The organism is Sebaldella termitidis ATCC 33386 (assembly GCF_000024405.1).
Taxonomy (GTDB): Bacteria; Fusobacteriota; Fusobacteriia; order Fusobacteriales; family Leptotrichiaceae; genus Sebaldella; species Sebaldella termitidis.
Window position 1 is genome coordinate 269,459 of record NC_013517.1, and the last position, 22,791, is coordinate 292,249.

The window sequence follows — 22,791 nt, forward strand, 5'->3', positions numbered from 1 at the left end:
ATTTTGGAGGTATAAATGGCTAATTATTTAGTAGTGGGGTTAGGAAGGTTTGGAAGAAGCGTAGCCAGAACACTTTATGAAAATAATCAGGATGTTCTTGCAATAGATGATGATGAGGAAACAGTTCAGCAGGCTATTGATTCTGATTTGGTAAGTGAAGCAATTGTACTGGATGCAAGTGATGAAACAGCAATAAAAAATGTAATTAAAGATAATTTTGATGTGGCTTTTGTATGCATAGGATCAAATATGCAGGCGAGTATTATGGTTACTCTTCTTTTGAAGGAAGCAGGAATACCCAAAATCATAGCTAAAGCACAGAGCAGGGCACAAGGAAAAGTACTTGAAAAAATCGGTGCCGACGAAGTAATATACCCCGAGGAATTTATGGGGAAACGGACTGCAAACAAGATTTTGAGACCTACAATAGTGGAGCATTTTAAGCTTTCCAATAAATATGCAGTGGTGGAGGTTCTTGCACCAAAAAGTTTCAGTGATAAAACTCTGATACAGCTTGATGTGAGAAAAAAGTACGGGATAAATATAATAGGGATAAAGGATAAAAATAACGAAGTAAATATTTCACCGGCTCCTGATACCATGATAAAAGAAGGGGATACACTTATAGTAGTGGCAGACAATAAAAAATTAAATGAATTAAATAGAATGAAGTAGTTTGGAGGAACAGATGAGAGATTATGATGTTATTGTAGTGGGAGCAGGTCATGCAGGGTGTGAAGCGGCACTGGCAAGTGCAAGACTGGGAATGAAAACTGCAATATTTACAATAACACTTGATAATATAGGAATGATGTCGTGTAATCCGTCGCTCGGAGGACCCGCAAAAAGTCATCTTGTAAAAGAGATAGATGCTTTAGGCGGTGAAATGGCATGCAATATGGATAAAAGCTTTATACAGATGCGTATATTGAATACTAAAAAAGGGCCTGCGGTAAGATCACTGAGAGCTCAGGCTGACAGAAAAGTATACAGCAGAGAAATGAAGAAAACTGTGGAAAATCAGGAAAATCTTGATATAATACAGGATATAGTGACGGAATTAAAAACGGAAAACGGAAAGGTTACCGGAATAAGTACAAAAACAGGACTTGAATTTACTGCAAAGGTAGTAATTCTGGCGACTGGGACTTTTTTGAAGGGGCTTATGCATATAGGGGACAGAAAAATAAAAGGCGGACGTATGGGCGAGCTTTCAAGTGAAGAACTATCTGATTCTCTTGCAAAAGAAGGATTGAAAATCGGACGTTTTAAAACCGGGACACCTCCAAGAGTAGACATAAGGACGATAAATCTGGATATTCTGGAAGAGCAGCCGGGAGAAACAGAAAAATTATTAAAATTTTCTGCAAGGACAAAGGATGAGGATATAAAGGGCAGAAAGCAGCTTTCATGCTATCTTACGAGAACAACGCCGAATATACACAGCATAATTTTGTCGAATCTGGATAAAGCTCCTATGTATAACGGTTCTATAGATAGTACAGGTCCGAGATACTGTCCTTCAATAGAAGATAAAGTAGTAAAATTCAGTGAGAAAGACAGCCATCATTTATTTTTGGAGCCGGAAGGCTTTGATACTTCAGAAGTATATATAAGCGGTCTTTCTACAAGCTTTCCTGCAGAAATACAGCAGAAAATAGTAAATAATGTAATCGGACTTGAAAATGCACATATAATGAGATACGGTTATGCAGTGGAGTATGATTATGTGGACCCCAGCGGATTAAAATATACTCTGGAATCAAGAGCTGTTGAAAATCTGTATCTGGCGGGACAGATAAACGGAACAAGCGGCTATGAAGAGGCAGCAGCTCAGGGGCTTGTTGCAGGAGTAAATGCCGTGCAGAAGCTGAAAAATAAAGAGCCTCTTATATTGGACAGAGCAGATTCTTACATAGGAACTATGATAGATGATTTAATTAATAAAGAAATAATGGAGCCGTACAGAATGTTTACGGCAAGATCAGAATACAGACTAATTTTGAGGGAAGATAACGCTGATCTGAGACTGGCAGAGACCGGTTATAAAATAGGGCTTGTGAGTGAAGAGGAGTATAAAAAAACTGTACATAAAAGAGAATCTGTAAAAAAGATTATAGAAATACTGGAGAATACCAAACTGGGAACAAGCAACGGAAGACTTGTGGAGATACTTGATAAATACGGAGATTCTTTAAAAAGCGGAACTACCCTTAAAGAAACTCTGAGACGTCCGAAGGTAACTTATGATGACATAAAATATATAGCAGGAATAATGAACGATGTACCTGATCTGTCTTATGACGAGGATATTGAATATCAGACTGAGGTTCAGGTAAAATATGAAGGTTATATACAAAAGTCATATCAGATAATAGAAAGACAAAAGAGACTCGAGGAAAAAATGATTCCGGAAAATTTTGATTATAACAGAATGCTGGGAATAACAAGGGAAGCAAAGCAGAGGCTTGGCGAAAAAAGACCGCATAATATAGGACAGGCATCAAGAATAGTCGGGGTTACACCTGCGGATGTTTCTGTCTTACTAATGTATTTAGAAGGAGTGTTAAGCTGATATGAAGGATTATTTTGAACAGCTTCTGAAAAAATCAAATATAAAGCTGGATAATTCTAAAGTAGAAATATTGCTTAAATATCTCCGGCTGCTTACAGAAAAAAATAAAGTAATGAATCTTACAGCAATAAGGGATGAAAAAGAGATACTGGAAAAGCATTTCATAGATTCACTGCTTTTATCAGAATTATTTTTACATACAGATAAGAAAATTATAGATATAGGTACAGGTGCCGGGTTTCCGGGACTTGTACTGGCTGTTGCATTTCCGGAAAAAGATTTTCTGCTTGTGGATTCAGTGAGAAAAAAAATATCTTTTATAGATGAAGCTGCAGAAAATTTGGGACTGACAAATGTAAAAACAAGCTATGAAAGAGCTGAGGATCTTGTGACAAAAAGCCGGAGTTCTTTCGATCTGGGCTTATGCCGCGGAGTAGCAAATCTCAGAATAATACTTGAGTATATGATACCGCTTTTAAAAGTAAACGGAAGATTTTTACCTCAAAAATTAAATGAAAACGAATTATCAGAGTCTGAAAATGCATTAAAAACACTGAATTCCAAAATTTTAAAAATTCACAAATTCAGACTTCCTGAATCAAATGATGAAAGAATAATAATAGAAATTCAAAAATTAAAAGAAATAAGCAGCCGATATCCGAGAAAAACAGGCATACCTGCTAAAAAACCATTATAGGGAGAAAATATGAAGCTCTTAAATCTGGATTCCGGAAAAATAATTTTAAATTCAAAGCAGCCCAGAAAAAAGTTTGATGATGAAAAACTTGAGGAACTTTCAAAATCTATAAAGGAATATGGAATAATACAGCCTATTATTGTCAGAAAAATAGTATCGCTGAATAAGTATGAGATAATAGCAGGAGAAAGAAGATTTCGTGCTTCACAGATGGCAGGACTCAGTAAGATACCTGTAATAGAAATAGCAAGTGACAATATAAAAAGTTTTGAAATAGCTGTTTTGGAAAATGTGCAGAGAGAAAATCTGAATTCCATAGAGGAAGCAGAGGCTTATAATAATTTGATTGAAGTGTATAATTACACTCAGGAAGAACTCGCGGAAAAATTAGGGAAAACAAGATCAGCGATATCAAATAAGCTTCGTCTTCTGCATCTTCCGGAAAAAGTGAAGCAGATGGTAAGAGAAAACAAGCTTTCTTACGGACAGGCCAGAACACTTCTGGCTTTTAAGGATAATACACAGATAGAAGAACTTTCCGATGAAATTGTAAAAAAACAATATTCGGTGCGGGAATTAGAATTAATGGCAAAGAAAAGCCAGAAAAAAGATAAAACACCTAAAAATAAAAAATCAGAGTCTGTTTTTGAAGGAAGCTCTGACGAAATAGAGTATTTGAAAAGTAAATTAATAGAATTTTTTGAATCAAAAGTGGAAATTAAACTGTTAAATGAAGATCAAGGGAAACTGGAAATAGAGTTTTACGGTTATGAAGATCTCGAAAGAATTCTGAATATTTTAAAGCTTGATCTGGAGTAACATTCCATTCATAGTTAGCCAAATGCCGCTGTCTGTTTACTGTGTATTGCGGGGTAATGTGATATAACGCTTTGTTTAACTAAGAGTAACCAGAATATTGTATCAGGATAAAACTACAGAAAAATAAAATCAAAAAAACGGAGGGAGAAAATAATCATGAAATATCTTAAGAAAACAATAGTAGTATTTATTCTCCTTTTAATGGTTATAACAGGAGTAGTCACATATATTAACAGTAAATTGTTCAGCAAAGATATTCAGGGTATTATAAAAAGTCTTAATCTTGATATAAAAGTAGGAGATGCAAAGTTTGTAGGCTATGGTAAAATAAAAGTCACTGGACTGGTTCTTTATGACAAAGAGAAAAGGCCTGCAATCGAAGCAGACGAAGGTTACATATACATTAATCCGCTTAGTATATCCAGAGTCAGAAAAATAGATGTATATTCCCCAAATGTAATTCTGGAAAAGCAGGATGGAATGAAATTTAACATTGTGGAGATGTTTTCAGGGGAATCTGATAAGATAGACAGAACCTCAAGGATAGGCAGGATTAATTTTTATAATGCAAAACTGGACTACAGGGATACTTCATATAAGAAACTTATCCAGAAAAATCTTGATAATGTAAACGGATATGTAAATTTTAGCAAAGCTAAAGGTATATCCCTTGAAGCTGCAGGAAATAATGATGATGAGAAAATAGGAGTGGTACTGAAAATATTTCCTTCCCAAAAGAAATCACCGGAAGCATTTTTGCAGAGAAAGGCAATCCGTGAGAATAAAATATATTTTGAGCTGAATTTTGATAAATTCAGAATATTTCCCGAGGCAGTACAGTATGTTCCGTTTGAAGGACTGGAAGTTTATGACGGAAAAATTTCGGGAAAGCTGAAAATGGAACTTAACAAAAAGTTTTCAGGAAATCTGAATATCGAAAATGGTACATTAAAATATGTAGATTATGATGAAATTTTGAAAAATGTAAATGCTAATGTAGTGTTAAAAGACAATAATGTAGATATAGCAACAGGAGCAGAGCTTAACGGAGGAAAGCTCGATCTGGGTATAAAGTTTCTGGAAAAGACAAAAACAGTTAAGCTGGCAATAAAATCAGATAACATGGATTATTCGGATATTAGAAAATATAAACTTGTTAAGGAACAGAATATAGAAGCTTTTGGAAGGATAACAGGGACTTTTAATGCAAATCTGGATTTAGACAAAAAGATATATGAATTTGACGGCTTTTTATCTTCTCCGAATCTGCAGTACAGCGGTTATAATTTTCGGAATCTGAAAACTAATCTGGTTTATGATAAAAACAGTATTTTGACTCTGAGCAATATAAGCTTCGGCTTTAATGAAACTATATCCGATATTCATATAGCAGCAGATGCAAGAGCTTTGTTTTCATATAATACAAAGCTGAAAGCAGGAAGCGGTACGTACGAACTGGATAATAAAGGGTCTGATTTCAGTATAAAGAAAATAAACGGAAATTTTGAAATAGATAAAAATAATGTGGTAAGAAGTGACTTTTTCTCTGAAGAAGCAGATGGGAATTTTGCTTTTGACACAAAAAATAAATTACTGGAAATAAGTACAGGAGGAAAACAGTATTTTGACCTGAAATATGGGGAGAATAAATTTACATTAAAGCCAGTAATACGAAATCTGAAAATCAGTCTGGATAAATTTCTTCTGGTTTCGGGAGCTGCTGATATAGACATAGCAAAAAACGAATATTTTGATACAGCAAGAGTGTCGGCAATAGTAAGAAACGGAAATTTTGATGTAAATGCTGCGGCAGCTATAAGCGGACAGAATGTAAGAGCGACAGGGACTACTGACAATAAATTTAATCACAGATACAAAGTAAGCGGTTCAAATGTAAGAATAAAGCCGCTTCTTGACAGATTCGGCATAAAAGTTGCCGGAATGGAACAATCGGATCTGGTAACTGATTTTAATGCTAATATATACGGCAGCGGCGCAAACTTAAAGGGAGACTTTAATATTGCCAGTCAAAGAGGAAAATACTTTGTGGAATATGAGAAATTAAATGTAAGCGGAAATATAGAAGACCTTCTAAAAGGAAGACTTCAGGCAAAGGTAAATGCAGGGGAAATATGGCTGAATTATCAGCGTTTTAAGAACCTCAGCGGAGATGTGAAATATGAAAATAATGTAATTACACTGACAGATTTTAAAAATGAAGATTTAAATGCCAATGTATCATTTAATATAAAGGATCAGTATGTTAATCTTAATGCACAGATAAATAATTATGTGCTTTATAATGTAAGCAAGCCTGAGTTTAACCTGAAGCTCTTGAAACTTGACGTAAATCTCAGCGGAAATGTAAACTCACTTAATGGTTCTATGTTTATAAGTCCGTCAATGGTAACGATAGATAACAGATACAGCGGAGAGCTGAAAGGTAATGTAGATGTAAGAAACAGTGTCTTGATTCTGGATCAGCTTGCTTGGAGAAAAAATACGCTGAAAGGAACATACGATCTAAATACACAGACAGCTGATGTTTATGTACATATAGATGAGGAGAAGCTTGAAGAATTATACGGCATGGATAATATTATTGTTTCCCTGAACAGTGATCTGAGACTTCAGGGAAGACTTGATGACTTCACCATAACGGGTGATATTAATATAGGACATATGCAGTATGGGGATATAAAGCTTCCGGCAGTGGAATCTGTCATAGCTTATAAAAACGGCGACATAAAAAGTATTCTTAAAAAGGGAAGTCTTGAGGTATCGAAGTTTATACTCAGAGGTGAAGAAGGAGAGGAAATACTTCATACAAGTACGAAAATAGATGATCTGTCAACATCACAGCTGGATTTTGTACTTAATGATAAAGAATTGGATCTGACTTCAATAAAAGGATTCAAGGAAAAAGGCTATACCGGAATTATAAATTATTCACTTATATTGAGAGGAAATATAGACGACTTCTTTGTGGATATAAAAGCTGAGAGTGATAATTTCAGCGTATCAGGATTTAGTTTTAATAATCTGTCAATAGATGCACAGATCAATAATAAGGGTCTGAATATAGGACAGTTATATCTGGAATATGAAAATAACCCGCTTCTGGTAAATGGTTATGTAACATTCACACCGATAGATTATAATATAAATGTTCTTGCCGAAAACTTTAATCTTGATTTCCTAAAAGCAGGAAACGGAATGAAGGATGCAGGCGGAATAGCGAATCTGGATGTAACATTTACACCTGAAAATACATCAGGGATTATTGATCTTCAAAATTTTGTATTTAAAGATCAAAAGGGGAATGTGGATATATCTGAATTAAATGCCAATATAGATATTAATAACAGAAAATTGGTAGTTAATAATTTTAGCGGAAACTATAACGGCGGAACTGTTAATATATCAGGTAACCTGGATGTGCCGGGACTTGCTGCTGATTTTGCGGATAGTAAAAAGCTGGATCTGGGAGACTTTGATCTAAGAATAACACTGGATAAAACAAATATTAAGTATGGTAAGACATTCGACGGCGTACTGTCAGCAGATCTGTCATTTACCGAGAAAGAGCTTTTGGGATCTGTAATTGTGGATAAAGGTAAGATTGCTGATATATCTCAGTTTATAGGTGATAAAAAAGAAGAAGAGGAAACTTCCGGAAAGAAAAAAGAAAAGTCTATAATTGACGGATTGCAGAGTGAAATAGTAGATATCATAATGGGGCAGTATTCTGCCAACATAAGAATAAATATAATGAAAGGAATTGATCTGGAAATACCTAGTGTAAGTCTTGTAAGAAATATAAGAGGTGTTCTGAAGGGTGAAGGTGTAATAATGCTTAACTCCGGAAATATCTCAGCATCTGGAGATTTCTACGTAACAAAAGGTAAATTTACTTTAAGCGACAGAAATTTCGTTCTGGATCAGGCAGAGTTTTATTACGGCAGCGGCGGTTTCTCAGGATCAGAAATAGGAAATCCTTTTGTAGTAGTACTTGCTACCACAAATATAAACAATGATCAGGTAAGTGTAAGTATTAGCGGAAACTTAAGTGATCCTCAAATAAAGTTTAATTCAAGTTTAGGATTGAGTCAAGAACAAATATTAGCATTATTGATTTTTGATGCCAGAACTGCTGAAAATAGTGAATTTGAATCAAGAGATCAAAATCAGCAGTTAGGAAATCTTGCAGATCCTATATTAAATCAATTGATTTTTGGTTCCGTAATTGGTACAATAGAAGAAACTTTTGGATTATCTGCAGTATCTCTGAGAACAAATGTACAAACTCAGAGTACGGATAAAAATGCAAATGGTCAGGACTTTGGAGCAACAATAGCACCATCTGTATATATCCAGGATAATCTGTATAAAGACAGATTATACTGGAATGTTGAATTAGGTTATGGAGAAGAAAGCACGGCAAGTGCTGGATTAGATTATAATTTCTGGATTACTTATAAGGTAAGCGAAAAATTTGGAGTAAATTTAGGATTACAAAATTTAAGAGGAAATGACAGCCTTGTAGATAAGACAGACTATTATCTGGGTGTGGAATTTTCCACAAGGTTTTATACTTTTGGAGATTTTTTAAAGAGTCTCAGAAAACCTAAACTGGAAGTTATTCCTGAACAGGATAAACTAAAATGAATTTGGAGGTAATTATGAAAGGAAAGTTATCATCAATTATAATTGTGATGGTTATACTTATTTTGGCAACATTTAATATTCAAGCCGCAGAAAATAACGAACTGAGGGTTAGAAATATTCTCATCTCTAACTTAAGGGAACTGCCAAGAGAATTAGTAATGAGCAAATTAAAAATAAGAGAAGGAGAAACATACAGTACAAAGAAAATAAGTGATACTTATCTGGCTCTTAGGGAATTACCCTACATCAATGATGCTAACTTTTACACACAGGTAGAAGGCGACAATATAGATATCAGAATAGAAGTAGATGAAATGCCTAATGCGCTGGAAATAGCGAAAAGGGAAGAATCAAGAGAAGAGCTTAGTAAAAAAACTGAATTTATAATATCAAATGTAAGTATAACAGGATTACAGTCTCTGAAAGAAGCTGATTTCATAAAAGACATTCCTCTTAAAACAGGAGAGTTTTTTGTGCCGCAGGATGCCATAGACGGAGCTTCAAAATTATTTAATTCAGGATACTTCAGTAGTGTAGAGCCTAAGGTAGTTAGAGGAGCAGATAATACTATCAGCATAGAATACGTTGTTGAGGAAAATCCTAGAGTAAATAATATTACAATAGAGGGAAATACAATATTTACTGAAGCAGAATTATTAAGTGCCCTTGAGGTAAAAAAGGGAGATATTCTAAATATAGAGAAAATGGATCCTTCTAAAAACGGTGTAATCAAAAAGTATCAGGACAGCGGTTATACTCTGGCAAGAATTGATGATATGAAGCTTGATGACAGCGGAAATGTAAGAATAATCCTTTCTGAAGGTACAATTGAAGCAATAGAATACAGAAAGATAGGTAAGAAAAGAGAAGGTGAAAGAAGAACACCAAAAAGTACAGATTTAAGAACTCAGGATTATATCCTTGAAAGAGAAACAAGAATGAAAGTAGGGGAAATTTTTCAGAGGGATAAAATGGAACAGACAATAAGAAATATATACAGAACAGGACTTTTTACATCAATACAGCCTAACTTTAAACCAAGTGCTACAGATCCTAACGGAAGAATAATAGAGATGGAGGCTGAAGAAAGACCGGCAGCATCTATTAACGGTAATATATCATACGGAACTTCAGTAGGATTCTTAGGAGGTATTAACTATACAGATTCCAATTTCCTCGGAAGAGCACAGGAATTCAAAGCAGCTATTGAAATTTCAGATGAAGGTGACCAAACATATGAAATAAGTATTTTTGATCCTTGGATAAGAGGAACGGAAAGACTTCAGGCAGGAGCAAGTATTTATTACAGACAGACAGAAGATGACGATGCTAACGGAACAGATTTATATAAAGTAAAAAGATACGGTACAAGATGGACACTTGGACAGGGACTTAACGACGACATATACGTAAGAGGGGCAATCAGATACGAAGATGTTAAGGAATATTACAGAAGTGGTGCTAAAAGAGATGACTATGACTTAGTAGCTTTTACTCCGACAATTACATATGACACAAGAAATAACAGATTTAGTCCTCAAAAAGGTTTATACTTAAGTTTAAGTGATGAAATAGGTAAAATAGTATCAGATCACAGAAGCTATAATCAGTTTGAAATTGATTTGAGAGCATATCACAGAACATTCTTTAAAGATAAGAATACAATGGCATATAGAGCAGTTTGGGGAACAACAGGATCAGAAACACCGGAAGCACTAAGGTTCAAGATGGGTGGAGCAGACTCTATAAGAGGATATGATTATGGTGACTTTGAAGGATATAACGAATTTTACTTTAACGTGGAAAACAGAACACAGGTAACTAACAGTATACAGGTAGTAGCTTTCTTCGATATAGGTAATGCTTGGCAGACTAATGATAAAAAACCTGACAGAGACGGAGCAGATAAATTTAAAGATCTGAAATCCGGAGCAGGAATAGGAGTAAGAATATTAACACCTGTAGGACCGCTAAAATTTGACTATGCATGGCCGCTTGATATAGCACCTGGAGATTCCAAAAAAGATAATGGTAAATTCTACTTTAACTTTGGGCCAAGCTGGTAAAAACTGGAGGAGAAATGTATCATATAAATGAGATTTCAAAATTAATAAATGGAAAGATCATAGGGGAGGATAACTTAGAATTTTCTAAGTTATCTCCTTTTTTTGAAGCAGATCCTGAGGATCTCACATTTGCAGCTGATGAAAGCATGCTGAAAAATATAGCCGGGACAAAGGCAAAAGCAGTTATAGTTCCTGTTATGGAGGAGTATCCTGACGGAAAAGCTTATATTGTTTTGGAACAAAATCCAAGAAATGTTCTTCCTATACTTCTTAATTTTTTTAAACCAAAAATGCAAAAACCTGAAAAACAAATAGAGGACAGCGCTAAAATAAGTGAAAATGTCCTGATAGGGATAAATTCATATATAGGGCATAATGTGGAAATAGGAGAAAATACTGTTATTCATCCCAATGTAACTATTATGGAAGGTGTAAAAATAGGGAAGAACTCTATAATATATTCCAATGCAGTAATAAGAGAGTTTTGTGTATTGGGAGAAAATGTAATATTACAGCCGGGAGCAGTGATTGGTGCAGACGGTTTTGGTTTTATAAAAGATAAAAACGGCGATAATGTAAAAATAGAACAGATAGGAAATGTTATTCTTGAGGATAATGTAGAAATAGGCGCTAATTCATGTGTAGACAGAGGAGCCATAGGATCTACAGTTGTAAAAAGAGGTACAAAAATAGATAACCTTGTTCATATTGCCCATAATGATATAATAGGAGAAAATTGTTTTATAATAGCACAGACAGGAATTTCCGGAAGTGTAGAGGTAGGGAATAATACTGTTCTTGCCGGACAGGTAGGAGTAGCAGGGCATTTGAAAATAGGAAATAATGTAGTGGTAGCAGCGAAATCCGGAATTACCAATGATATACCGGATAACTCGAAAATGTCAGGTTACCCTTTAAGACCGCATATGGAAGACCTTAGAGTAAAAATGTCTATGGGTAAAGTTCCGGAATTGATTAAAAGGGTAAAAAAACTGGAAAAATTATTAAAAAATGAAGAAAAATGATGATTTATGACTGTTTAATATTTTTGTAAAGAGAACAGCGGCAAAGTGAACGGAGCACTACACTGGATGTAAGTTTATCTTGACTATGAATAATAAATAATGTAAAATTAAATCACCATAAATAAGAGGGAGTTGTATAAATGAAAAAGATTTTTTTTCTGATCATAATATGCCTGTTCATGGTGAGTTGTGGAAAACAGGCAGATAATACCGTGGAGAAATTTATAGACAACATTAAAAATAAAAAAATTGATGCAGCTATGAAATATGTCAAAAATGAAGATGTTGCTAAAAACATGGAAATAATGGAGATATCTTATAAAAATAAAACACAGGAAGCTATTTTTGAAGCACTCTTTAAAAATATGAATTATAAAGTACTTCAGACAAAAAAAGAATCAGACGAGCTGACTATAGTGAAAGTAGAAATAGAAAATGTAGATATAAAAGGTGTTTTTATGAGACTGTTTGAAGAGACAATACAGGATATGTCAGCAGGCGGCGAAGGATCAAAAGCAGATGATCACAGTTCACTGGAGAAGAAACTCATAGAAATTCTGAATGATAAAAATGTACCTAAAATAAAAGCTGTGACTGAATTTGCAGTTTATAATACAAAAGAAGGCAATAAAATAGAGCTGACTCCGGATAATGTGAATATTATGTTCGGGCAGATTTCATCACTCGGAGGTTTTGCAAAATCAGATGAAACTACTGAAGAAAAAAAGACGGAGCCTGAGGATATTCAGCCAAAACCACAACCAATGCAGAAAAAATAAGGCACATAAGTGCCTTTTTTACTGCACGGAATTTTGTTAATTAAGTAACTTATTGGAGAGATAAGGAGATAAATATGTATGATAATGTGACGGAAGCTAAAAGATGTATAGCTTGTAAAATACCTTTCTGTGAGAAAGGATGTCCTGTAAGCACACCTATAAAAGAGATAATACAGATGTATCTGGGGAATAAAATACTTGAAGCAGGAGATATTTTATTTAAAAATAATCCTCTTTCAATAGTATGTTCTATAGTATGTCCTCATGAAAAGCAATGTGAGGGAAGCTGTATTCTGAACAGAAAATCCAAAGGAGTAGAGTTTGGAAAAATAGAAAATGAGATTTCAAACTGCTATATTGATAATGTGGATTTTGCTATACATAAATTAAATGACAGAAAGTCAAGAGTAGCAATTATAGGGGGCGGACCCGCGGGAATTGCTATTGCATTTATACTTGCCTTTAAAGGTTATGATATCACAATCTATGAATCACACTCACAGATAGGGGGAGTCCTTAGATACGGTATTCCTGAATTCAGGCTTCCGAAAGTTACGATTGATAAGCTGGAGAAAAAATTAATGGAGATAGGTGTAAAAATAAGACCAAATATATTGATTGGTCCTACATTAACACTGGATGATATTTTTAATGATGGCTACGGAGCTATTTTTATAGGAACGGGAACGTGGAATCCGAGAAAACTGAAAATAAAAGGAGAAGCTCTCGGAAATGTTCATTATGCCATAGATTATCTAAAATCGCCTGAATATTACAAGCTGGGAGAAAAAATAGTAATAATCGGGGCTGGAAACGTAGCAATAGATGCAGCCAGAACGATGATAAGAAACGGAGCTAAAGAAGTTCTGCTTCTGAACAGAGAAGGAGAGGCGGGAATAACCGCTAACAGAAAAGAATTTAATGATGCAGTGGCTGAAGGTGTGCAGGTAATGAATTTTAAGACTGTACTTGAAATAAAAGATGACGGTGTAGTAATTGCAAATACAGAATTAACTGAAAAAGACGGTATTACAGATTATAGTGTAGATTATGACAGCGAACGTTTTTATAAATGTGATTCTGTAGTAGTAGCAATAAGTCAGGGACCGAGATCGAATATAGTTTCTACTAATAAAGAGCTGGAAATAAATGAAAAAGGTCTTATAGTGACTAATATAGACGGAAGTACTACTAAAAAAGGTGTTTTTTCCGGCGGAGATGTGGTTACCGGAGCGAAAACTGTGGTAGAGGCAGTAAAAATGTCGAAGATAATAGCGGAAAAAATGGATGAATACATGAGGAACGAATATAAATGAACAGGAAAGGACAGACAAAATGGGAAAATTAATTAAAGGTGTCAGCAAAAATGCCAGATTTTTTATATGTGATACAAAAGATATGGTTCAGGAAGCAATGGATATACATTCATGCAGTCCTACAGGAATATCAATACTGGGAAGAGTTCTTACAGCAGCCGGAATGATGGGATCAGATTTGAAAAGTGAAAATGATTCAATGACAATAAGAATAAATGGTGACGGTCCGGCAGGGACAATCATAGCTACTGCTAATATGAAAGGTGAAGTAAAGGGATATCTGAGTAATCCTCAGGTGGAAACTGACGATCATGATTCCGCGCATATACACATAGGAAAAGCAGTAGGAAACGGGACAATGTACGTAATAAAAGATATGGGACTGAGAGATCCGTTTTCAGGACTTGTCCAGCTCCAGACCGGAGAAATAGGTGATGATCTTGCATATTATTTTTACACTTCGGAACAAATACCTTCTGTGGTAGCATTAGGAGTAAAAATAAATAAAGATTATAAAGTATCTTGTGCAGGAGGATTTATTATACAGCTTCTTCCCGGGGCAGAAAATGAATTTATAGACAGGCTCGAAGAAAAGCTAAAAGCTATAAGACCTGTAACAGAGCTTTTTGAGGGCGGCTTTGACATATACAGAATAGCACGGCTTCTTTATGAGGATATGGGAAGCGATGAAGAAGGAAAGCTGGTAGAGGATTATGAAATACTTGCAGAATCAGAAATTACATATAAGTGTGACTGCTCCAGAGAAAGATATCTGAGAGGACTCATAACACTCGGAAGAAAAGAAATAGACAGTATTCTAGAGGAAGACGGCGGAAAGATGGAGGTAGAATGCCATTTCTGCATGAAAAAATATGAATTTACAAAAGAAGATTTTGAGGATATAGAGTTTTAGCATAATATTCTGTTTTGAGAAAAATCACAGCAGGATAAATATTTTTAAATTAACAGACTTAAAAGCTTTTAAAATATGATATAATAAAATTCAGGAGGTAAAAATGGAAGACAGATTTTTATATAGTGAGGCAGATGATACTATTTTTATAAAAATAGAAGGAAATGCCACTATGAAGAACAGTAAGACACTTTCAGATCTTTTAGCCAAAATATTCAAAGGCGAGAAAAAGAATCTGGTTTTTGAGATGTCTGCTTGTAACTACCTGGATAGTACATTTTTGGGACTGATAGCCAAATGTGCCCTTGAAATAAAAAAAACATGGAATTCTACATTATACATAATGAATGCCTCAAATATGGTACTAAGCGGTTTGAAGCAGACAGGAATAGATAAGTTCGTAGAAAAAATAGAGGACAGTTCGCTTCAGTTAAAAACATCAGAGCTGGAAAACCAGGATTTTAGTGATAGAAAAGAAAAAACGCTGCATATTTTGGAAATGCATAAGACTTTAATGGAATTAAATGAAAAAAATAAAGAGACATTTCAAAATGTGGTAAACATGATAGAAAAAGATTTGAATAAATAAAAAAATCAAAGCTTGGACAAAATCATGAACCGGTATCATATCTTATGATTTGAGATATAATACTGATATATTAATAAAAGGAATTTACTGATAAAGAATAGGACTCTTTTTCAGTTTTTCTTGTTTTGGAATATAGTGAAAAAGATAATTTGCCGGATTTGGACAGTATAATAACAGATTACAGACTGAAAAAGACAGGCTGTGAAATAATAAATATATTGGTTTGATGGTTTTGTATAACAAAGAATACAAAAATATTATCTGATTATAAAATTTATATAAAGGAGATTAGTCGGAAATGTCAAAACTTAAAATAGGTGTTGTAAGAGGAGGAATCTCTTCCGAGAGAGAAGTATCGCTTAAATCCGGTGAAGGAATAATAAGAGAACTGAATAAAGATAAATATGATGTAAAAGATATAGTATTAAATGATAAAAATGATATTTTTACTTCTTTGGACGGAGTGGATTTTGTATTTTTGGGATTACACGGAAAATTTGGAGAAGACGGTAAAATTCAGGCAATATTGGAAACAATGGATATACCTTATACAGGCTGCGGTGTTCTGGCTAGTTCTTTGTGTATGGATAAGGATATTACAAAACATATAATGAGAAGCTATGGAGTAAGAACTGCCAAATGGATTTCTGTGAGGGAGGGTGAGGAATGTGACTATTCCGAGGCAGCTGCCTATCTCGGGGAAGATATAATAGCCAAGCCGAATTCAGGCGGTTCCAGTGTAGGAGTTCATTTTATAAAAAACGAACAGGAATTTTATGAGGCGTTAAAAGATATATTTACTATAGATAAAGAAGTAATGATAGAAGAAGTTTTGAGAGGTGTAGAGATATCAGTTCCTATTATTGACGGAAAAGTTTACCCTACGCTGTGTATCGAACCAAAAGCAGGTACTTTCTTTGATTATGCATCAAAATATGAAGTTGGCGGAGCTGACGAGTATGTGGTAGAATTTGAAAAAGAGCTTCAGGATGAGATAAATGAGCTCACAAAAACAGCTTACCATGCTGTAAAATGTGAAGGTTATGCAAGAATAGATTTTATGCTTAAAGATAACAAGCCTTATCTTATGGAAATAAATACACTTCCGGGCATGACAATGACAAGTCTTGTTCCAAAAAGTCTGAAGCATCTCGGAGTTAGTTATTCAGAACTCCTGGATAAGCTTATTGAAGTATCTTTAAAGATAAAAAGATAAATATTGTTTAGAGAGGTGATAATATGGAATTAAATAAAATACCGAGTTTTACAGTAGATCATATTAAACTGGAGCCGGGAATTTACATTTCAAGAATAGATGAAGTAGGCGGTGACTATGTTACTACTTTTGATATAAGACTGAAAAAACCAAATGCAGAGCCTGTTATTAATATAGCAGAGCTGCATACAATAGAGCATTTAGGAGCTACTTTTCTGAGAAATGACGAGGAATGGAAAGATAAAGTGGTTTATTTCGGACCTATGGGCTGCAGAACAGGGTGCTATCTGCTGTTAAAAGGAAGACTTGAACCAAAGGATATACTTGATCTGATAAAAAGACTGTGGAAATTTATCAGCACATTTGAGGGAGAGATTCCGGGAGCTGCTGCAAAAGACTGCGGGAATTATCTCGATCAGAATCTTCCAATGGCAAGATATGAAGCGAAAAAATATCTGGAAAAAATGGAAAAATTCACGGAAAGCAATTTAGCATATCCTGAATAAAAACATAATATAAAGATAGTGAAAGTGAAGAAGACAGAGATTTGAAAATTATGTCTTCGGAAGTTTCACTTTCCTTAAAATAGGAGAAAAAATATGAAATTAGCAGACACACATGCACATATATATGATGAGAAGTTTAGGGATGATTTCGATGAAATAATGGACAGAATTAACAATGAGCTGGATTTCGTGGTGAGTATCGGTTATGACATGGAATCATCAGAAAAAAGTATAGCTTTATCGGAAAAGTATGAAAAAATATACAGTGTAATAGGATTTCATCCCACTGAAATAAAAAAATACAGTGAAGAAGCGGAAAAAAAGCTTGAAGAGCTGGCGAAAAATTCTAAGGTGACAGCAATAGGAGAAATAGGACTTGATTATTACTGGATGGAAGATCCGAAAGAAAAGCAGATGGAAATATTCAGACTGCAGATGGAGCTCGCAAGAAGGGTGAAGCTTCCTGTAGTTATACATACGAGAGATGCAATTGAAGATACTGTAAAAATACTCGAAGAATATAAAGATCTCGGAGGGATAATGCATTGTTATCCGGGTTCTTATGAAACTGCCAAGAAACTAATGGACAGATATTATTTTGGAATAGGGGGAGTAGTTACTTTCAAGAATAATAAGGTAACAAAAGAAACTGTAAAAAAACTTCCTCTGGAAAGAATAGTGATAGAAACAGACTGTCCGTATCTGACTCCTGAACCGTTCAGAGGAAAAAGAAATGAACCGGTATATGTAAAATATGTGGCTGAAAAAATTGCAGAAATAAAAGAAATATCTTTGGAACAGGTTATAGAAGTCACTACAAACAATGCAAAAAAGATTTATTCAATATGATTTTCTGAGAAAAATTTGACAAAAAAACCTTAAAATGTTAACATGTAACGGTGTTAATTATTAAAAAAAAGGAGAGATTTATGGAAAAAAACACGAAACTAATGTACATTTTAGCGATTTTCATTGGCTTAATTTCATCTTTGATTTTCTTTATAAATGCAAAATCAGATGAAGAGAAAGAGGCTGCAAAATTAAGTTTAAATTTTGAAATATCTTTTACAATAGTAGCATTTATTGCTAGTTTTGTTATAGGATTTATTTTAGGAATGGTTGGTTTAGGTTTAGTTGCGCCATTAGTATCATTAGCAATTTGGCTATATCATGCATTTATTGATTTCAAAGCAATGAAAGCAGTTGAAGAAGGAAAAACACCAGGATTTCCTATCAATTTTAATTTAGTTAAATAACAAAAATTGTATATTTTTGAAAAATATATTAACAATTAAAATCTGGATTAAAATTTTTTATTTTAATCCATTTTTTTATGAAATAAAATTAGTATTGAAAAAAGTTATGACAAGAGGTAAAATAGTATGAAGAATGGAATTCTAAATTTTTTTGGCATATAAGGAGAAGTCATGGAAATAATAGGAATAGGAACAGACATAATAGAAATAGAGAGAATAAAAGATGCTATAAATAATGTAAAAACATTCAAAGGAAGAGTTTTTACCAAAAATGAAATAGAGCATGTGGAAAAGCGTAAAAATCCATATCCCAGCTATGCAGGCAGATTCGCAGCAAAGGAAGCTGTATCTAAGGCTGTAGGAACAGGTTTCAGAGGATTCAATCTGGTAGATATAGAAATATATAATGACGAGCTTGGCAAGCCTTATCTGAAATTTTATAATGATCTGGAGAAAATAATGGAAGGAGTGAAGTTTCAGATCAGCATATCACATAGTAAGGAGTATGCTGTTTCCACAGTTATTTTGTATAAAGAAGATGAAAATAAACAGAGGGATATCATATAAAAAATTTATTTTTGAAAAATAAATAAAATTGAAAAATTACTTTGTGAATCAAATAAAAAAATAGATATCTGGTGTGTCTAAAGTGTTTTCTCATTAACAGATAAGTCAGAAACGAAAAATTTATTTAATAAACCTTTATTGATTTTTATTTTATATAAAAAAATATATCTTTTTTGCTTTAGAAAAGGATTTTTTAAAATATTGCCAACATCAGAAAAAATCATGGAAAACTAAAATATAAGTTCATGATTTTTTTTGTTTATATAAGAATAGTATGTTTTGATATAAAATATATATAAATAAAAACTTATAAAAAAATAAATTGTAATTATTACATTTTTATATTCTAAATACTCAATATATGCTCGGTATCGAATATTTTGAATCAAAATATTTTGAAACCAAAATAATTTTGATGATTGACTACTTTGGTATTATATAGTAGAATAGTTGTATATATATTATTTATGGAGGTCGTAATGAGTTTATTGGAGCTTAAGGAACTAAAAGCTAAAGTTGAAGATAAAGAAATTTTAAAGGGATTGAACCTTAATATAAATAAAGGGGAAGTACATGTTATTATGGGGCCGAACGGAGCCGGAAAATCAACTCTGGCAAGTGTTTTGGTCGGGCATCCTAAATATGAAATTTCAGGCGGGGATATAATATTTGACGGTGAGGAAATAAATGATCTTGCTGTGGATGAAAGAGCACAAAAAGGTATGTTTTTATCTTTCCAGTATCCTGAGGAAATACCGGGACTTACTGTGGAAGATTTTTTGAGAGCTGCAAAAGAAGCAGTATCAGGAGAAAAACAATATTTTATGCAGTTTCATCAGGAATTAGTAGAAAAAATGGAAAGACTTCATATAGACCCTACATATGCAGACAGACATCTGAATGTAGGCTTTTCAGGGGGAGAAAAAAAGAAAAATGAAATACTTCAGATGGCAGTTCTGGAACCGAAGCTGGCAATTCTGGATGAAACAGATTCTGGACTTGACAGAGATGCTACAAAGATAGTTTTCGAGGGTGTACAAAAATTGAAAAATGATAATAATGCACTTCTTATAATAACTCATTATAATAAAGTCCTTGATTATCTGAAACCAGATTTTGTCCATATACTGATGGACGGAAGAATAGTAAAAAGCGGCGGGATAGAGCTGGTGGAATATATTGAGAAAAACGGGTATCAAAAAATGAAGGAAGAACTAGGACTTTAAAAAAGAGGTGAATAACTTGGAAGACAGAAAGAAAACTTATATTGCCGATATTGAAAGAGGCGTTTATGATATAAAAGATGAAATGAAGCATGAATTTACCACTAAAAAAGGTTTGACAGAGGAAATAATAAGAACAATTTCCAAAGAAAAAAACGAACCTGAATGGATGCTTGAGCATAGATTAAAGTCGCTTGAGGTGTATAATTCCAAACCTATGCCTAAATGGGGTGCTGATCTGTCCGATTTAGACGTAGATGATATTATTCATTATCTGCGTCCTGACAGTAAAATAATGAGTGATTCATGGGATGATGTACCTGATTATATAAAGAATACTTTTGACAGGCTGGGAATACCTGAGGCTGAAAAGCTGTCACTTGCAGGAGTGGGAGCACAGTATGATTCTGAAGTGGTGTATCACAGTATTCATGAAGAGCTGGTAAAACAGGGAGTTATCTATACTGATATAGAGACAGCACTTAGAGAGCATGAAGATATAGTAAAAGAATATTTTATGAAACTGATAACTATGAATGATCATAAATTTGCTGCGCTGCACGGGGCTGTTTGGTCAGGGGGATCATTTGTATATGTTCCGAAAGGAGTAAAGGTAGATAAACCTTTGCAGTCATATTTCAGACTAAATGCCGCTGAAGCGGGACAATTTGAGCATACGCTGATAATAGTGGAGGAAGGCGCGGATTTACACTTTATAGAAGGATGTTCAGCGCCAAAATACCAGAAAAATGCACTTCACGCAGGAGCAGTGGAATTATTTATAAAAAAAGGCGGAAGACTAAGATACTCGACTATAGAAAACTGGTCAAGAAATATGTACAATCTGAATACCAAAAGAGCAACAGTAGATGCAGACGGAGTAATAGAATGGGTATCAGGATCATTCGGGTCAAGAGTATCAATGCTTTATCCTATGAGTATTCTTAAGGGAGAGCGTGCAAGATGTGAATTTACAGGAATTACTTTTGCTTCTACAGGGCAGTATCTGGATACAGGATCAAAGGTAATACACGCAGCACCATACACAACTTCCAATGTACACTCAAAGTCAATTTCCAAAAACGGAGGTACGGCTCTGTACAGAGGACTTCTGAGAGTGGCGCCTAATGCACACGGATGTAAGTCTACAGTAGAGTGTGAGTCATTGATGCTTGATAATGAATCAAGATCAGATACTATACCTATTATAGAAATACATAATGACAATATAGATATCGGGCATGAGGCCAAGATAGGAAGAATAAGCGAGGAAGCTATATTTTATTTAATGTCGAGAGGTATCAGCAAGGATGAGGCAAAAGCCATGATAGTAAGAGGGTTCGTGGAGCCGATTTCCAAGGAACTGCCGCTTGAATATGCAGTAGAGTTAAATAAATTAATAGAGCTGGAGCTGGAAGGTACTATAGGATAGGAGGGCACTTAGATGTTTAACGAAGATAATATAAAAGAACTTGATAATTATCAGTTCAGGATAGATAATTTTAGAAAATATTCAGCTTTGTCAGCGCCGAAATGGAAAAGAATCGCTCATAATGTGGAGGTTCCGGAAGATTATAAAAAATTCGGCGGGGTTTCTGTAAGAAATACAGAACAGGACGGATTAACAGTAAAAGACATAAACGAAGCGTTTCAGGATATAGAAAAATATAATAATGACAATGAATACGGACTAAATGAGTTTTTTAACTCACAGATGTTCTCATTTTATAACAGCGGAAAATTTATTCATATAAATGAAAGAAAAAAGCTGGAAGATACAGTATGTATAAATTATAATTTTAATAAGGAAAATAATCTGCTTATTGATTATAACGTAATTGTAGCAGAGGACTTTTCAGAAGGAACAGTTATTATAAATTATAATTCGGAAGATGATACAGAAGCATATCATAACGGAATGATCAAAATAATAGCAAAACCGAATTCAAAGCTTAAGATTATTAAAATACAGAATCTGAATCTGAACAGCTATAACTTTGAGGGAAGTAAAGCCGAAATTTTCGGAAATGCCGATGCAGCAATTTACAGTATGGAAATGGGAGCAAAGGTAAATGCAGTAAGCAATAAAAGTTATCTTGAGGAAAACGGTGCCAAAATAGAAATATGGCCGGGATATCTTGCTGATAAAGACAGAAAAGTAGATCTTGAATATTCTGTAATATTCCGAGGCAGAGATACTTCAGGGATAATAGAGGGAAGAGGAGCTGTAAAGGATACTGCGAGAAAGGTCTTCAGAGGAAATCTTTATTTCAAAAAGGGAGCAGCCCACTCGGTAGGAAGAGAAGGAGAATTTGCAATTCTTCTTGACAAGGGAGTAAGATCTGATTCTATTCCCGGATTATTCTGTGATGAGGATGATGTAATAGGCGAGCATTCTGCCAGTATAGGAAAAGTAGATGAAGCTAAGCTGTTCTATCTGATGAGCAGAGGTCTTTCGGAAAATAATGCCAAGAAGCTTATAATAGAGTCTTCTTTCAAACCTATACTAAACAGCATAGACGATACGGATATGAAAAATAAACTGCTGGAAGAACTGGAAAAAAGAATATAAGGAG

At 34.2% G+C, this 22,791-nt stretch carries 19 protein-coding genes; all 19 read left to right on the forward strand.

Annotated elements, in window-relative coordinates:
• Nucleotides 1–15 precede the first annotated feature (15 nt).
• The gene (locus STERM_RS01260; protein ID WP_012859733.1) at nucleotides 16–675 is read left to right on the forward strand and encodes a potassium channel family protein; all 660 of its coding nucleotides are present in this window, start codon (nucleotides 16–18) and stop codon (nucleotides 673–675) included.
• A 13-nt stretch (nucleotides 676–688) separates the two neighbouring features.
• The gene (mnmG, locus tag STERM_RS01265; protein WP_012859734.1) at nucleotides 689–2,575 is read left to right on the forward strand and encodes a tRNA uridine-5-carboxymethylaminomethyl(34) synthesis enzyme MnmG; all 1,887 of its coding nucleotides are present in this window, start codon (nucleotides 689–691) and stop codon (nucleotides 2,573–2,575) included.
• A 1-nt stretch (nucleotide 2,576) separates the two neighbouring features.
• A complete protein-coding gene (rsmG, locus tag STERM_RS01270; protein ID WP_012859735.1) occupies nucleotides 2,577–3,272 on the forward strand; it encodes a 16S rRNA (guanine(527)-N(7))-methyltransferase RsmG in 696 nt (231 codons plus the stop codon).
• Between the two features lie 9 nt (nucleotides 3,273–3,281).
• Nucleotides 3,282–4,091, forward strand: a complete 810-nt coding sequence (locus STERM_RS01275) for a ParB/RepB/Spo0J family partition protein (protein WP_012859736.1) — start codon at nucleotides 3,282–3,284, stop codon at nucleotides 4,089–4,091.
• 156 nt (nucleotides 4,092–4,247) lie between these two features.
• The gene (locus STERM_RS01280) at nucleotides 4,248–8,759 is read left to right on the forward strand and encodes a translocation/assembly module TamB domain-containing protein (RefSeq protein WP_012859737.1); all 4,512 of its coding nucleotides are present in this window, start codon (nucleotides 4,248–4,250) and stop codon (nucleotides 8,757–8,759) included.
• A 14-nt stretch (nucleotides 8,760–8,773) separates the two neighbouring features.
• Nucleotides 8,774–10,825: a BamA/OMP85 family outer membrane protein gene (locus STERM_RS01285; protein ID WP_012859738.1), complete on the forward strand. Its 2,052-nt coding sequence runs from the start codon at nucleotides 8,774–8,776 to the stop codon at nucleotides 10,823–10,825.
• Between the two features lie 14 nt (nucleotides 10,826–10,839).
• Nucleotides 10,840–11,850: a UDP-3-O-(3-hydroxymyristoyl)glucosamine N-acyltransferase gene (lpxD, locus tag STERM_RS01290; RefSeq protein ID WP_012859739.1), complete on the forward strand. Its 1,011-nt coding sequence runs from the start codon at nucleotides 10,840–10,842 to the stop codon at nucleotides 11,848–11,850.
• A 140-nt stretch (nucleotides 11,851–11,990) separates the two neighbouring features.
• Nucleotides 11,991–12,629, forward strand: a complete 639-nt coding sequence (locus tag STERM_RS01295) for a hypothetical protein (RefSeq protein WP_012859740.1) — start codon at nucleotides 11,991–11,993, stop codon at nucleotides 12,627–12,629.
• Between the two features lie 74 nt (nucleotides 12,630–12,703).
• The gene (locus STERM_RS01300) at nucleotides 12,704–13,945 is read left to right on the forward strand and encodes an NAD(P)-dependent oxidoreductase (protein ID WP_012859741.1); all 1,242 of its coding nucleotides are present in this window, start codon (nucleotides 12,704–12,706) and stop codon (nucleotides 13,943–13,945) included.
• 19 nt (nucleotides 13,946–13,964) lie between these two features.
• Complete coding sequence (hslO, locus tag STERM_RS01305; RefSeq protein WP_012859742.1) at nucleotides 13,965–14,858, forward strand: Hsp33 family molecular chaperone HslO; 894 nt, start codon at nucleotides 13,965–13,967, stop codon at nucleotides 14,856–14,858.
• A gap of 103 nt (nucleotides 14,859–14,961) precedes the next feature.
• Nucleotides 14,962–15,447: an STAS domain-containing protein gene (locus STERM_RS01310; RefSeq protein ID WP_012859743.1), complete on the forward strand. Its 486-nt coding sequence runs from the start codon at nucleotides 14,962–14,964 to the stop codon at nucleotides 15,445–15,447.
• Between the two features lie 298 nt (nucleotides 15,448–15,745).
• Entirely contained in the window at nucleotides 15,746–16,663 is a 918-nt protein-coding gene (locus tag STERM_RS01315; RefSeq protein WP_012859744.1) for a D-alanine--D-alanine ligase, read from the forward strand.
• Nucleotides 16,664–16,686: 23 nt separating this feature from the next.
• Nucleotides 16,687–17,169, forward strand: a complete 483-nt coding sequence (locus tag STERM_RS01320) for an S-ribosylhomocysteine lyase (protein ID WP_012859745.1) — start codon at nucleotides 16,687–16,689, stop codon at nucleotides 17,167–17,169.
• 93 nt (nucleotides 17,170–17,262) lie between these two features.
• Complete coding sequence (locus STERM_RS01325) at nucleotides 17,263–18,018, forward strand: TatD family hydrolase (protein ID WP_012859746.1); 756 nt, start codon at nucleotides 17,263–17,265, stop codon at nucleotides 18,016–18,018.
• Between the two features lie 80 nt (nucleotides 18,019–18,098).
• Complete coding sequence (locus tag STERM_RS01330) at nucleotides 18,099–18,425, forward strand: magnetosome magnetite crystal formation protein family (RefSeq protein ID WP_012859747.1); 327 nt, start codon at nucleotides 18,099–18,101, stop codon at nucleotides 18,423–18,425.
• Between the two features lie 171 nt (nucleotides 18,426–18,596).
• Complete coding sequence (gene acpS / locus STERM_RS01335; RefSeq protein WP_012859748.1) at nucleotides 18,597–18,992, forward strand: holo-ACP synthase; 396 nt, start codon at nucleotides 18,597–18,599, stop codon at nucleotides 18,990–18,992.
• A gap of 479 nt (nucleotides 18,993–19,471) precedes the next feature.
• On the forward strand, nucleotides 19,472–20,218 hold the full coding sequence (gene sufC / locus STERM_RS01340) for a Fe-S cluster assembly ATPase SufC (RefSeq protein ID WP_012859749.1): 747 nt from the start codon (nucleotides 19,472–19,474) through the stop codon (nucleotides 20,216–20,218).
• A 16-nt stretch (nucleotides 20,219–20,234) separates the two neighbouring features.
• A complete protein-coding gene (sufB, locus tag STERM_RS01345) occupies nucleotides 20,235–21,647 on the forward strand; it encodes a Fe-S cluster assembly protein SufB (RefSeq protein ID WP_012859750.1) in 1,413 nt (470 codons plus the stop codon).
• Between the two features lie 12 nt (nucleotides 21,648–21,659).
• A complete protein-coding gene (gene sufD, locus STERM_RS01350) occupies nucleotides 21,660–22,787 on the forward strand; it encodes a Fe-S cluster assembly protein SufD (RefSeq protein ID WP_012859751.1) in 1,128 nt (375 codons plus the stop codon).
• The last annotated feature ends 4 nt before the right edge of the window (nucleotides 22,788–22,791 follow it).